14 protein-coding genes are annotated in these 14,105 nt (G+C 29.4%); all 14 read left to right on the forward strand.

The window, feature by feature from the left end:
• Positions 1 to 3 precede the first annotated feature (3 nt).
• The 14 genes from AX016_RS03010 to AX016_RS03080 all read left to right on the forward strand — a co-directional run bounded on the left by AX016_RS03010 (position 4) and on the right by AX016_RS03080 (position 14,055).
• Positions 4 to 555 carry a CopD family protein gene (locus tag AX016_RS03010; protein ID WP_100894201.1) on the forward strand — a complete coding sequence of 184 codons (552 nt, stop codon included), beginning with the start codon at positions 4 to 6 and terminating at the stop codon, positions 553 to 555.
• Between the two features lie 76 nt (positions 556 to 631).
• Complete coding sequence (locus AX016_RS03015) at positions 632 to 3,766, forward strand: VPS10 domain-containing protein (protein WP_100894202.1); 3,135 nt, start codon at positions 632 to 634, stop codon at positions 3,764 to 3,766.
• 291 nt (positions 3,767 to 4,057) lie between these two features.
• Positions 4,058 to 4,705: a DUF5710 domain-containing protein gene (locus tag AX016_RS03020; RefSeq protein WP_100894203.1), complete on the forward strand. Its 648-nt coding sequence runs from the start codon at positions 4,058 to 4,060 to the stop codon at positions 4,703 to 4,705.
• Positions 4,706 to 4,916: 211 nt separating this feature from the next.
• Positions 4,917 to 5,747, forward strand: a complete 831-nt coding sequence (locus AX016_RS03025) for a hypothetical protein (protein WP_157811068.1) — start codon at positions 4,917 to 4,919, stop codon at positions 5,745 to 5,747.
• Between the two features lie 203 nt (positions 5,748 to 5,950).
• Positions 5,951 to 6,748: a hypothetical protein gene (locus AX016_RS03035; protein WP_100894206.1), complete on the forward strand. Its 798-nt coding sequence runs from the start codon at positions 5,951 to 5,953 to the stop codon at positions 6,746 to 6,748.
• Between the two features lie 304 nt (positions 6,749 to 7,052).
• Positions 7,053 to 7,670: a hypothetical protein gene (locus AX016_RS03040; protein ID WP_157811069.1), complete on the forward strand. Its 618-nt coding sequence runs from the start codon at positions 7,053 to 7,055 to the stop codon at positions 7,668 to 7,670.
• A 524-nt stretch (positions 7,671 to 8,194) separates the two neighbouring features.
• Positions 8,195 to 8,743, forward strand: coding sequence for a hypothetical protein (locus tag AX016_RS03045; protein WP_157811070.1), 549 nt, complete (start codon positions 8,195 to 8,197; stop codon positions 8,741 to 8,743).
• A gap of 156 nt (positions 8,744 to 8,899) precedes the next feature.
• Positions 8,900 to 9,751: a hypothetical protein gene (locus AX016_RS03050; protein ID WP_100894209.1), complete on the forward strand. Its 852-nt coding sequence runs from the start codon at positions 8,900 to 8,902 to the stop codon at positions 9,749 to 9,751.
• A 177-nt stretch (positions 9,752 to 9,928) separates the two neighbouring features.
• Positions 9,929 to 10,765 carry an SH3 domain-containing protein gene (locus AX016_RS03055; RefSeq protein WP_100894210.1) on the forward strand — a complete coding sequence of 279 codons (837 nt, stop codon included), beginning with the start codon at positions 9,929 to 9,931 and terminating at the stop codon, positions 10,763 to 10,765.
• Between the two features lie 45 nt (positions 10,766 to 10,810).
• Entirely contained in the window at positions 10,811 to 11,716 is a 906-nt protein-coding gene (locus AX016_RS03060) for a hypothetical protein (protein ID WP_100894211.1), read from the forward strand.
• A gap of 84 nt (positions 11,717 to 11,800) precedes the next feature.
• Entirely contained in the window at positions 11,801 to 12,454 is a 654-nt protein-coding gene (locus AX016_RS03065) for a hypothetical protein (RefSeq protein WP_157811071.1), read from the forward strand.
• A gap of 143 nt (positions 12,455 to 12,597) precedes the next feature.
• Positions 12,598 to 12,852, forward strand: a complete 255-nt coding sequence (locus tag AX016_RS03070; protein ID WP_100894213.1) for a hypothetical protein — start codon at positions 12,598 to 12,600, stop codon at positions 12,850 to 12,852.
• Between the two features lie 85 nt (positions 12,853 to 12,937).
• Complete coding sequence (locus AX016_RS03075) at positions 12,938 to 13,489, forward strand: hypothetical protein (protein WP_100894214.1); 552 nt, start codon at positions 12,938 to 12,940, stop codon at positions 13,487 to 13,489.
• On the forward strand, positions 13,486 to 14,055 hold the full coding sequence (locus tag AX016_RS03080; RefSeq protein WP_100894215.1) for a pentapeptide repeat-containing protein: 570 nt from the start codon (positions 13,486 to 13,488) through the stop codon (positions 14,053 to 14,055). Before AX016_RS03075 ends, AX016_RS03080 begins: the two co-directional genes overlap by 4 nt.
• Positions 14,056 to 14,105: the final 50 nt, after the last annotated feature.

Genomic DNA, 14,105 nt, shown 5'->3' on the forward strand with positions numbered 1-14,105 from the left:
CTAATGGATGAGTATTACCTGTATATAAAATCGCTTCACTTAATTTTTGTAATTACGTGGTTTGCTGGTTTATTTTATATACCTAGGTTGTTTATTTACCATATTGAAGCTACAGACAAACCCTCTCCAGAAAAAGAAATACTTACAACACAGTTTAAATTAATGACTAAGCGCTTGTGGTACATTATTACCTGGCCATCTGCAATTTTAGCTGTGTTATTTGCTGTATTACTACTTATAATTAACCCTTCGTTTTTACAACTACCTTGGATGCACGTAAAACTTGGGTTTGTTTTTTTATTGATTTTATACCACTTAAAAAATCACCAGATAGTAAACCAGTTACAACAAGACCAAGTAAAATACACCTCTAAATTTATGCGTATTTGGAATGAAGCCTCTACGCTTATTTTATTTTCTGTAGTGTTTTTAGTAATTGTCAGGAACGCTATTAATTGGATTTACGGTGTACTTGGCATTTTTATCTTAGCTATACTTTTAATGCTAGGTATAAAACTGTACAAACGCATTAGAAGTAAAAACCCAAACGCATAAACCACTTCCTTATTTAATTTCCTTGGCTTGTAGTTTTTACCTATTTTTAGAAAGACTAATTACAACCAAGAATATTATGAAACTCAATCACTTAAAAAACAGCACGTTTTTGTTGCTGCTTTTATGCATTTCTCAGATTTCTTTTGCTCAAAAAAGAAAACAAAAATCTACAACAGACCAGTACCCAGAAGCCATATATAGCAGTATGCAATACCGTTTAATTGGCCCTTTTAGAGGTGGCAGATCTGCAGCTGTAACTGGTGTACCAAATAAACCAAACTTATTTTATTTTGGTGCCACAGGTGGTGGTGTTTGGAAAACCGAAGATGGTGGCAGAAGCTGGGGCAATATCTCTGACGGATTTTTTGGTGGTAGTATTGGCGCTATAGAAGTTGCACAAAGTGATCCTAATATTATTTACGTAGGTGGTGGCGAAAAAACATTACGCGGTAATGTATCTTCAGGTTATGGTGTTTGGAAAACCGAAGACGGCGGTAAAACTTGGAGCTCTGCTGGCTTAAGTAAAAGTAGGCATATACCACGTATAAAAATTCACCCTAAAGACCCTAACATTGTTTACGCAGCAGTTTTAGGTAACATATACAAACCTACAGAAGAACGTGGTGTTTACAAAAGTACAGATGGCGGTAAAACTTGGCGCAAAACCCTATTTGTTAATAGCAATGCAGGCGCAGTAGATTTAACGCTAGATCCTAATAACCCACGTGTTTTGTACGCATCTACGTGGCGTGCAAAAAGAACACCATATAGCTTAAGCAGTGGCGGAGATGGTTCTGCTTTATGGAAAAGTACAGATAGCGGAGAAAGCTGGACAGAGATCTCTAAAAACGAAGGTTTTCCAAAAGACACATTAGGTATTATTGGTGTTACTGTTTCACCTAAAAACTCAGAACGTGTATGGGCAATTGTAGAAAACAAAAATAAAGGTGGCCTGTACCGTAGTGATGATGGTGGCAAAAAATGGACTCAGGTAAATGCTGAGCGTAAATTACGCCAACGTGCTTGGTATTATACGCGTTTGTATGCAGACACAGAAGATGTAAACACTGTTTATGTACTAAATGTACAATACCACAAATCTACAAATGGCGGTAAAACATTTAGCACTTTTAATGCACCACACGGAGACCATCATGATTTATGGATAGCTCCAGAAAACCCAAAGAGAATGATTATTGGTGATGATGGTGGTGCGCAAATTACTTATGATGGTGGCGCTACTTGGAGCACATACAGCAACCAACCTACTGCACAGTTTTACAGAGTAACTACAGATAATGCTTTTCCGTACAGAATTTATGCTGCCCAGCAAGACAATTCTACTATACGTATAAACCACAGAAGTGACGGGCGTTCTATTAGTGATAACGACTGGGAGGAAACCGCTGGTGGCGAGTCTGCACATATTGCGGTAGACCCAACAAATAATGATATTGTTTATGGTGGTAGTTATGGCGGATTTTTAACTAGAAAAAACCATAAAACAGGTACTACAAGAGCTATAAATGTATGGCCAGACAACCCAATGGGTTATGGTGCAGATGGTATGAAATATCGTTTTCAATGGAACTTTCCTATACTATTTAGCAGACACAACCCTAAAAAACTATACACCTTCTCTAACCACGTACACGTTACAGAAAATGAAGGTCAGTCTTGGAAATTATTAAGTGATGATTTAACTCGTAATGATGCTGATAAGCTAGTTTCTAGTGGCGGACCAATTACACAAGACAATACAAGTGTAGAATACTACTGTACTATTTTTGCAGCTAATGAGAGTCCGCTTAAAGAAGGTTTGCTTTGGGTTGGTAGTGATGATGGTTTAATACACGTATCTAAAAACGGAGGTGAAACTTGGGAGAATGTTACACCTAAAAATATGCCCGAATGGTCTATGGTAAACAGTATAGAACCTTCTGCTTTTAATGAAGGTACCTGTTATGTAGCTGCTACAAAATATAAGTTGGGCGACTTTGCACCTTACCTATACAAAACTACAGATTATGGACAAACTTGGACAAAAATTACCAACGGTATAAATAATGAGCATTTTACACGTGTGGTGCGCGAAGATCCTAAACAAAAAGGATTATTGTACGCTGGTACAGAAACAGGAATGTATATTTCTTTTAATGATGGCGGCAGTTGGAAACCTTTTCAGTTAAACCTACCAATTGTACCAATAACAGATTTAACAATTAAAAACAACAATTTAATTGTTGCTACACAAGGTAGAAGTTTATGGATTTTAGATGATTTGTCTGTATTGCATCAATTAAATGAAAATGCAAAAAATGCAACATCAATATTATACAAACCAAAAGATACTTATAGAACAAAAGGTGGTAGCAGTAGCAGATCTTCTAAATTAGCCGGAAGCAACCATCCAAACGGTGTAATTACACATTTTTACTTAAATAAAGTAGAAGAAAAAGACAGTGTTAAGCTTATCTACTTTAATAAAAAAGGAGATACTTTAGCTACGTATAGCAACAAAGCCAAAGAAAAAAACAAAAAACTAAAAGTTAAAGAAGGTGGCAATACATTTGTTTGGGATACTCGTGGTAAAGGTGCAGAAAAATTAAAAGGAATGATATTTTGGTGGGCTAGTTTTAACGGGCCAAAAGCAGTACCTGGAGATTACAACGTACAATTAGTGGTTAATGGCGCTACACAAAGCAAAGATTTTACTATTGTGCCAGACCCAAGAGCAGAAGCTAGTGTTGCAGATATGCAAAAACAATACAATTTTATAACTGAAGTAAATGAAACGGTAAATAAAGCACATACTTCTATTAAAAAAATGCGCAAAATTACGGCACAACTTGCTGCTTTTGAAAAACAATACAAAGATACTGAAGTAACAAAAGAACTGGTAAAAAAAGCCAAGGCAATGCGAGAAAAGTTAGAAAATATAGAGAAAAAGCTGTACCAAACAAAAAACAGAAGTAACCAAGATCCACTTAATTTTCCTATAAAACTCACCAACAAATTAGCGCACATAAATAGTTTAATTGGTTTGGACGATTTTCCGCCAACAGACCAAGATATTGCTGTTAAAAATGAACTAACAGCAAAAATAAACACACAACTAACTGCTTTTAACAAGGTGTTAGATGATGAAATTACTGCTTTTAATACTGCCTTTAACAACCTAAAATTAAATTATTTGTTTGTTGAAGAGTAATGCGTTGTAAGAACAATTTAAAAATTATGAACCTAAACGAATAACCCACAATAGAGAATAATAAGTAATATAAAGAAGCCTCTTTTTAGAGGCTTTTTTTTGGTTATAGATTTGTTTAATAAAAATTAGAAATTAGACAAATACGTATTTCTGTAATTATAGTACAAAAAATGTTTTTATATTGTAAGAAAAATAGTAGCCCAAAATGCAAAACGTGCGTTTATACCACCAATATGGCCGAATAAACGCAATAAATTGCGTTTATTAACTAGTTATGCAAAATTAAAATCAATGCCTTTAAAAATCAATGTTTCATATAGCGAAAAAGAAGAAGCTAAATCCAAAGGAGCTTTTTGGGATACGGATTCTAAAACTTGGTATGTACCAAAGCATAAAAACTATAATGATTTTATACAGTGGATTGACAATGAAAAATTCTCAATTATTGCAAAAAAACCATTTCATATAGCTCTTAATAAGCGAGGTTGCTGGAAATGTAATGAAATAACAGATGTAGTTGCATTAGCTTCTAATAATTTTTATGAGTTTGATTACATAAATGAAGATGATGACGATAATATGACTAAAGAATGGTTGAAACAGGATTACTTCACCTTTTTTAGTATACCAGAATATATAGACAAAGAAATTATTGATTTGATACAAGAAAGATTTCCCTTTTACAAATATGGATATTCAAAAACAATCGATGGAAAATATTGGGCAAATCATTGTCAAAATTGTAATGCTCTTCAAGGTGATTTTTTTAATCATAATGAACCCGGAGGTGCTTTTTCTCCAATGTCAATTGAGGAGTGTAAAGAAATAACACTTATTGAGGTTCCTTCAAAATTTGATTTAACCCTTAGCGCGGGTACTGGTTGGAGCAGTATTGAGGATATGATTCTGAAGTATTGTAAAAAGAAAGAGTGGAAATAAACTTTGCATAACAGTACCTATACGTAATGCGGGTTTTGGCTTAATCGTAAGGTCGTTTTGTATTTGGTTTGTCGCCAAAGATTTAAATTTAGTATTTTAGAAAAAATAAACACAAAACATAAACTTTGGCTAAGTGCTAGTTCGGAAAATCAGTTCCTTTTAATCCCGCACTACGCATAGCTAAACGTTACCACACATTAAAACCAACTAATTGAAATTTTTTAATTCATCAAGACTAAGAGAAAGAAAAGAAGGACTCGAACTACTGAACGAGTTGCTTAAAGAAAAAGTAAAGTGTAATGTAATACATTACTCTTGCGAATCTTTTGTTACGAATCACGGAAGAACACCTAGAGTAACATCAATTTGCGTGATGAATTTAAGGACTGCTCAAACTAAATCTTTTTCAATTCATCTCCAGGCACAAATTACAGGACTTGACTTCAACAATTTGACAGATTCTGAATATGATGATTTAGAAAAAGAAATGCTAAATGATTTCTCTTCTTTCGTTTCTCAAAATGGAACACATAAGTGGATACATTGGAATATGCGCGACTCAAACTATGGATTTGAAGCAATTAACAATAGAATCAAAATCTTAAAAGGAACTACTTTTCAAATTCCAGATGATTTTAAATACGATTTCCCACGAATCCTAGGTCGAATTTACACTTATGGTTATGAAAAAAATAAACCTAGTGGAAGGTTACTAAATTTAGCAAATAGAAATAATATTTCGACTGTTAATGCAATGACTGGAAAAGAAGAAGCTGATGCGTTTGATAACAAAGAATATTTGAAATTACATATGTCTACTTTACGAAAAGTCGATATAATTGAAAGCATAATACATCGGGTTGAGAACCAAGAATTAAAGGTAAATGCAAAGAAAAAGCATATTTACGGATTGACATTTAATGGAATTATTGCAATAATAAGGGAAACACCTTGGCTACTGTTAATTATGTCAATAATTGGATATTTAATAGGTAGTGCTCTCGAACCAATCGTTCAAAATTTATTTGGAACAAACGGATAAAAAAACGTGTATAAAACATAGCTAATAAGTGATATACCGAAAATTTTGTGTATACTTACTAAGTCCGCCAAATTTTCAATTTGGCTTTTAAAAAGAGAAAAATTAAAAACAAAATATAAAAATTCGGCTCTGTGTTTAACCGAAAAGTTAGTGCCTTTTTGCACGCTACGTTCCATACACAAGTCCGTTGTAAAAAATTAAAAATGAAATCAATAAACATAATAATCTTATTTTTAATCATTTTATTTTTTTCTTGTAATCAAGATAAGACTGAGAAAGATAATTTAATAAACAAGTTACACAAACAAACGCTTACTAATGACTCATTGGTAAGTGTACTAAAAGAAAGAGAAAAGAAAAGAATTATTCTTGAAGAAAAAAATGAGTATTTATCTATGTTATCTGGGCAATTTTCAGACTATTTCCCCAATAAAATAACTCTTTTTGAATTTATTTTCAATCGATTAACAAAAGACGAAGACACATATCGTTCTATTGCTTCTAATAGAGATTTATTACTTAGAGATGCTTCGTTTGATATTAGTAATTATAATTTTGGATTTAAAACTTATACCAAAGAAAAGGCTTTTACTCATATTTTCAAAACGATGAGAAGAGATCCTGAATTTTTAAAAAACTTACTCTCGCCAGAAGAAAAAAAACAGATATTTAAAACAATTAAAAGTAGTGATTGGTATAAAACCTCTGACTTAGATAAATTTCTCAAAACACTTATATTATCTTATGAAGACATAGAACGACAAAATGTAAATGGTGAAATTTATGATTCTATAGCAAAACCTAATTATGACATTTGGGCTGTAGCAAGTGATGAAGTGCAAAGCCTTTTAGAATTTGACAATGGTAAAGGACATACATTTTGTTGTGGTGACATTTTACCTTATTCTCACTCTTTTTGGTTTAGAAGAAACTCCGAGGGAAATAAAGAGGTAGTATATGAACTTTTAAATCAATTAAATGATTTTGTAATTACTGAATAACCACAATCGCAGATAAACTTTTTACAACAATATATTCATTATTGAGAATATTAAAACACCTTACAACCTCATACTTTTCTACAATAGAAAAAAATTGCTAACAAGGTTTATAAAACATAGCTAGTAAGTGCTAAACCGAAAGGTTAAAACTTATTTACAAAGAACGCCAAATTTTTAAATTTGGCTTTTAGAATAGAAAAATTAAAAACAAAATATAAAAATTCGGTTCTGTGTTTATCCGAAAAATTAGTGTCTTTTTGCACGCTACGTTTCATACACAAAACCGTTATAGCACATTTGAGAAATGAAGAAGCGAAGTCCATATTTCACCTACATTCTGATAATTGGGATAGTCTTTTTAATGACATTTATTGACAGAATTGAATTCTTGAAACCATTAAAAAATATTGTATTTCTGATTTGGATTCCATTCATTATTTGGGATATAATAGAAAGACTAAAATACAGAAACGGAAAAAAAACGAACATCTTAAGAATAAGAACAAACAACGATGATTACAACCGAATATTCCCTTTTATTTTCGGAACTATTTTAATTGTTGCCAGCTACTTTGGTTTAAAAAATATTGAATCTGAAAAAATTCTTTCATACTCAATACTTATCACTGGAATTCTATATTTAATAACCGGGTTTCTGTTTGTTCCGACTGGAATAATTGAATATAAAAATGATAAATTAAGTTTCGCGAATGGAAATAATAAACACACTATCGGAATTGATAATATTGAAAGTATTGAATTAAAAGCAAGTGACATAATAATAGCGGACAGAAACCAAAAGAAATATAATGTGAATTTTATGAATTTAATTGAATCTGATTATCAAGAAATATCTGAATTTATAAAAAATAGAATAGGAAATAATATAGAAATAAAAAACGTACCACAACAAATTATATAATTTATTGCTAGGTTTAGTCTACTTACCAAAGTACTTGCGGACTCTTTTGGCTGGTAATTATTTACTAAATTGAGTGCTTAAACACACCACTAACCATATACATACACGTTGCGCTTAATTCTAAGTATAGTAACCAAAAAGAACTAAATGATGAAAATTGGAATAAAATCAATACTTATGTTTCTGTAAGAATTTTCATTTTTAAAAACCAATGGACAAAATATAATTGAAGAATATCTAAAGGTTAAAAAAGACAGTATAAGAATCAGAAAACCGGACAGTGATTTTCTAAAGTATATTGAAAAAGGGTATACACATACGAAACCAGTGACGGCTTAAAACACATAACAGAGAAAAACTTTAGAAGATATTTAACAAACGCTATAAAGGCAAAATATCAAAGTAAACCTTATTTAAGTTCTAGCCAAAAAAAATGAAATGTTCAATAGATATGAGAGACTCACAGGGAAGACTTTGTTTTGGGTGCCAAGTTTCCAAACCGTTATCGAAAAAAAATAATTATAATGTATAAATACGCTTTTGTTCTATTAATACTCATTCTTGGGTGTAAATCAAATAAAAACAGCATAGAGATAAAAAGTAATGAATTGATATATTATGAATACACACAGAAATATGTTCAGCAAGTTAAGACGCATTTATTAAGTAATATTGCCTTTAACATTAAAATAAAAAATAATAGTGATAGTACCATTATCATAGGAAACAAAAATAGTTTTGAATATTACAATAATGAAGCAAATAATGATTTTCTTGCTATAAATGATACCTTATTTGAATTAACTCCTTACAAAAGAGACTATATTAAATCGTTTAAACAATCCTATCATATTTTGCCTAAACACTCAATGAATATTTCATTTAGTATGGACATTCCGTTAATTCCTGGAAATATTAATAGAATAAAAAAATACTTAAAAAATAAGGGAGGAATTTTAAAAATATCATCCTTAATAATTAATAAAAAAGACACAATACTAAATATCCCCTTTAGGATAAATAATCTAAAAGAAGTTTTTATTAAAAACAATGAATTGATAGAAACAAGATAAACACAAAGTTCAGTTACCAAAATCGGATAAAACAATGCGTAATTTAGTGCTTAATCAAAGGTTAGTGCAATTTTGTAACGTCTAAATTTCCTTCAGAAATTCCTTGCATACAAACCCGTACTGTTCATACACAAAACCGTTAGCAAAAATTATAAAATGACTCTAAAAAAAACGTTTCTAATTTCAATACTAATTCTAGTCTTTCAAAACATATTCAGTCAGGAAAAAATTAGCACACATTTAATTACTAAATACATATTTTCAAACGACTACAGAAATGTCAAAAAGTATTCTCAATTTCAAAATAAAAAAATAAAAAACTTAAAACAAAAACTTGACAGTATTGAGCATTACAAAGAAATATATAAAATAAATACAGATAGTCTTGTTATAATTAAAAACGTAAGTAAATCTATTACAAGTGACTCAATTAAAATGACAAAAAAATCTAGTACTATTAGATATAAGTTTAGTCCAAAATATTCAGATTACTTTAAAGCTGGGCATATTATAGAATTATCATATGAAACTTATTTGGATAAAGATTGTAATACATGGAATTCCTCAAAGTGTATAGAATATGATTCCAAAATAAAAGATATTACAATAATCAATAACTATCTTAAAAAGGATTTCAGTTTAAATAATTATTTTAATTCCTATTTTAAGGAAAATGAATCTACACAAGCTAACATTATAATAACCGATAAATTTAAAACTTTAATTTCTAGCTCTTATTATAAAGAAAAAAGAGCTCCAAAATTTGTTGAAAATCTCAAAGAGTTAAAATATCAAACTGAAAAAGGTTATGTTTTAAATGAAAGTTCTAATATTTACATTATTTATTTTATAAAAGGAAAAAATGAAGATTCAAATTATTTTAAAATAATTTTTAATCCAAACGAGGATAAAATAATAATTAATATCAATGAAAAATTTTATATCGCGAAAAACCCTAAGATTGAATTACTTAAAAAGTGGATTTCAGACCAATTTAAAATAAAATAACATTTACTTACAAAACCTACAAACAATACTAACCTCAGACCTACTCCCTCACTCTACTATCAGTTAATTTTTTAACACCGAATATAAATTGAAAAACCACGAATATATATTGGTGGTTACTTTAGTATTAAATAATCTTAATATTTAGACTATTAAAAATTTGAAAAGATTACAGTTATGATTAAGAGTACTCACATATTAAGCCTAGTGTTCTTATTTGCTTGTTTTTCTTGTAAAAAAGCCATTAGCCCACAGAAAGACCAAAGTAGTAATGAAAAAAAAATATTAGCAAACGATGAAGCTTCTATAATTAGTGCGGCCAAAACAGCAACAAAAAACACTGTAGATTTAGACATAATATCTTCAAAAGGAGTATCTATTATGAGCAAGCATATAGTTACATTTGATTTTGGTCATGATAATTTTTTAGATGCGCTAGTGTTTTGGGGGTTTAAAAATAACTCAGACAATTCATTTTATAAGTCAAAAATTTTATTCTTAAGAAATAATGGAAAAGAACTAATAGCTACAGATTCTTTAACTTCTACAAGCAAATACATAATACCTTCCCAAAGCAAAACCTTTTACTCTAATAGAGGTGATGGTATTATAATTGAAAAATACTCTTCTGATGCTTACGGAAAACTATCAGATACTATTAGCAGTAGAGGAATAGTTATTTATCTTAAAAATTCATTAAATCTTGATTATATATCAACCAACGATATCAAGTTCAACTTTACAAGAACAAACCATTGGAAATACGTATCAGCAAAAAAAGGTCTTTATTGTAGAGATCAACCTGGAAAAAAAGGAAAAGTAATTCATACATTAAGTTACGGAGAAACTGTTAACGTTATCCGAAGAACAAATAAAGAATTAACAATTTATAATGAGGATATAAATGAATACATTACTGGAAACTGGGTGTGTATAAAATTAAATACAAACAGTACATATGCTACTGAAGGTTATGTTTTTAATGGTTATTTAACAGACGACAATCCTAATTAAAACACAGTAATTAATAAAAGTTAGAACAATTTAAAAGCTAAAAATATGAATTTTAGAAAACACATATTAAGACTATATTTAATAGTTCTTTTATTTGCTTTATACTCTTGCAATAATAAAACTGAAGAACAACAACTTCAAATTAATAATTTACAAAGACAATTAACAGCTAAAGACTCTATTATTAATGTTATATCTGGGGATTTAGACAAATCGAACCATAAAATTGAAAATAGTAGCGCTGAAATTTTAACTTTAGAAAACCAAATTAATGCAGAAACTCTAATTAGTTTTACTGATGAATCTACTCCAATTATAAATACCAAAAACTTTATAAAATTTGCTTTTAAATCTCATGACCTTGATAATATAAATATTATGACAAGTATATGGAGCAGTCAAGCGTTGGTAAATAGAAAAATTCTTGGAAAAGTAAACCCCACCCTAGATCAGTTTTCTGTTGTAAATCATATCTGGAGCAGTATAGATAGGAGTCCAGAGAACTTAGAGAAACTTATAACACCTAAGGAAAAACAAGTACTTTATTTATTATTTAAAAACAACAATTTATACAAAGACTCAGGTGCGTCGTCAATAGTAAAAGCCTTATTAACTGCTTATACTGAAATAGAAAATAATGAATCTATTAGGTACAAAAACGACTTAACCAATAAAATGTATTCTCAAGACCCAGACGCAGATAACTATTGGGATGTATATGAAGAAATTGAGAATACAATTAATGATTTTGCTAGCGAAGAGGTTAAAGGTATTTTGTCTGATGAAAATTACTCTCCTAAAAAAGACCAAGGCAGTAAATTAAGCAACAGAGTGTTTTTTGTTTATTCATTTTGGATAAGAAGGTATAAAGAAAAGAATCAAACACTAGTTTATAAATTACTAAAAGAACTTCATGAAAACGTATCTAAGGAAAGCTCTAATTCTTTTTAAAATATTCCATTGTATTCATGTCCTACATTAGGCGCTTAACCTCTCTACTAACCATATACGAATAGGTTAGCAAATATTAAAAAAATGAAAAAAAGAAGATTAAACATACTTACATTATTTCTATTATGTAGTTTTTGTTCGTATAGCCAAAATATAGTAGACCTATTTTATATGTTACCTGAAGAATATACAATTATAGGCAAACAAGAACGAAAATCTTTAGTGAAAAATAAAAAAATATCGGATGGTGAGATGAATCAAAATATCTTTATTGATAAAAAAAATGGTTATTTATCAATAAAGACTTCTTTCGATTCCAATATTAATACAGAAATTAGATTTGAAATGTGTTACTGGAATTTTGAAAATAAAAAACTGATTGCTATCTCTACTTATGGTGGAAATACAAGAACATATAGTTATGGTCAAAGTGATTTTAAATTTTTTATCTATGATAATGACCTAAAAATTTCAGACAAACCTATATTCAAAGAGTATTATCCAAATTTAGAGGTAACAAAAAGGTTAATAATTACTGATTTTTATTCTAAAATGACTCGTAAACAAATTTTAGAATACGAATCTCTTCATCCTTCACTTACTTTTTCATTACCCAGAAAAGGAAAAAATATAGAAATCAAATATGAAAATCAAAAATCAGAAAGTGATTCTGGACCATTCTTTGATACACCTACAAAAATTTTAAAATGGAATGGAGATGGAACATTTAGCGAATAACGTTTGCTAATACCGTATGTAATTAATTACTAGTGCTCCCCTCCTTTAGAATCCCGAAGCGTAGGGACTTGCGGATTTTTTGCATATTATTTATTTGTTAACTTTAGTGCTTAAACTATATAAATACGTTAACACACATAAATATGAGTGAAAAACTTAACAAAATTAAATTAGAAATTGATAACTACGCAAAGGATTCTAATTTAACTGAATTACAAATAGTTGAAAAATTAGAAAAATATTACTTTAATAAAAAAGTAAACGATAATTTAAAACTGTATAAAAAACGAAAGAAAAAAGTAAGTGAAATTACAAAAGACCTAAAAATATCTCCCCGAAAATTTTATGCAATTTTAGAAAAAAAGAAAATAGAGCATAAAAAATATAAAAAAGACTAAAGCAACAAGAGCAAAAGTATTCCTAAAAATTCTTCGTTTTAGTACACTTACAATGGCAATAGTTTTAAAAAGTGAGTAACAATATATGAAGTCAGAAAACGCATCTGTTTTTTATCAGTCTAAAAAAGAAAAAGCTATATTAATACTTGTGTTAACTGTTCTTCTTCTTATTTTTATAGGGCTATCTACACTGTCAGTAACTATGTTTTTGAGTTTTTTTGACGGCAAAACTATAACTGATGCAAAATCTATATTTTTCTTGGTATTTATGTCTGTAATATTACTTTCTCCTGTAATAATTTCAATTTATTTAGTGCTAATGATTTACAATCAGTTTAAACAAAATAAAATAATATGTACAATTAACAATAACAATGTATACTTTACTGACTACACTATCTGGATAAGAAAAACAACAACCATTCTTAATAAAAAGACAATTCCTATCTCTGATATAAAAAGTGTAGAAACTAAAAAAGTACTTTTTATAACCATTATAAAGTTAAATTTTACTTTAGATAAATACAAAATGCTTAAAGGAGGAATAAACTCATCTTTAAATAGAATATCTGATAAAGACAAAGAACTCTTTAAAAACAAAGTTGAAACTATACATAATAACAACCAAAACCTATGAATGCACTTGTTATTGACAAAACCTTTACTAAGGAAGACTACAAAACAAACAGGCTGGCTCTTGCAGAGTATGATAACTGTACTTTTGTAGACTGTAATTTTACGGAAGCCTACCTGTCTGATGTTAATTTTATAGAATGTACATTTACAGAGTGTAACTTTACCAACGCAAAAACTAAAAACACTTCTTTTAACACCGTTACATTTAACAATTGCAAGTTACTAGGTGTACAGTTTACTAGCTGTAATCCGTTTTTATTGTCTTTTACTTTTAATGATTGTAATTTACAACTAGCATCTTTTTATCAGCTAATTATAAAAAAAATGCTTTTTAAAAACTGTAATTTAGAACAGGCAGATTTTTCTAAAGCAACATTAACAGAGTCCGTTTTTGATAATTGTAACTTAAAAAACACTGCTTTTAGCAACACTATATTACTTAAAACCGACTTTACCACCGCCTATAACTTTAGTATAGACCCAGAAGATAATGCAATTAAAGGGGCTAAGTTTTCTAAAGACAGTTTGTTTGGCTTACTCACAAAATATAAAATTAGCATTAGCTAAATTTAACATAACAGTTTTATTTGTAACTTGTTAAGCATAAAAACATTAAA

The sequence above is a fragment of the Cellulophaga sp. RHA19 genome, assembly GCF_002813425.1.
In the GTDB taxonomy this organism is placed as follows: Bacteria; Bacteroidota; Bacteroidia; order Flavobacteriales; family Flavobacteriaceae; genus Cellulophaga.

Bases quoted from the DNA above. Each gene is read 5' to 3' on its own strand.
- AX016_RS03035 (WP_100894206.1), top strand. From the start codon at position 5,951: ATGAAATCAATAAACATAATAATCTTATTTTTAATCATTTTATTTTTT.
- AX016_RS03080 (WP_100894215.1), top strand. From the start codon at position 13,486: ATGAATGCACTTGTTATTGACAAAACCTTTACTAAGGAAGACTACAAA.
- AX016_RS03010 (WP_100894201.1), top strand. From the start codon at position 4: ATGGATGAGTATTACCTGTATATAAAATCGCTTCACTTAATTTTTGTA.
- AX016_RS03020 (WP_100894203.1), top strand. From the start codon at position 4,058: ATGCCTTTAAAAATCAATGTTTCATATAGCGAAAAAGAAGAAGCTAAA.
- AX016_RS03055 (WP_100894210.1), top strand. From the start codon at position 9,929: ATGATTAAGAGTACTCACATATTAAGCCTAGTGTTCTTATTTGCTTGT.
- AX016_RS03075 (WP_100894214.1), top strand. From the start codon at position 12,938: ATGAAGTCAGAAAACGCATCTGTTTTTTATCAGTCTAAAAAAGAAAAA.
- AX016_RS03015 (WP_100894202.1), top strand. From the start codon at position 632: ATGAAACTCAATCACTTAAAAAACAGCACGTTTTTGTTGCTGCTTTTA.
- AX016_RS03040 (WP_157811069.1), top strand. From the start codon at position 7,053: ATGAAGAAGCGAAGTCCATATTTCACCTACATTCTGATAATTGGGATA.
- AX016_RS03065 (WP_157811071.1), top strand. From the start codon at position 11,801: ATGAAAAAAAGAAGATTAAACATACTTACATTATTTCTATTATGTAGT.
- AX016_RS03070 (WP_100894213.1), top strand. From the start codon at position 12,598: ATGAGTGAAAAACTTAACAAAATTAAATTAGAAATTGATAACTACGCA.
- AX016_RS03045 (WP_157811070.1), top strand. From the start codon at position 8,195: ATGTATAAATACGCTTTTGTTCTATTAATACTCATTCTTGGGTGTAAA.
- AX016_RS03050 (WP_100894209.1), top strand. From the start codon at position 8,900: ATGACTCTAAAAAAAACGTTTCTAATTTCAATACTAATTCTAGTCTTT.
- AX016_RS03060 (WP_100894211.1), top strand. From the start codon at position 10,811: ATGAATTTTAGAAAACACATATTAAGACTATATTTAATAGTTCTTTTA.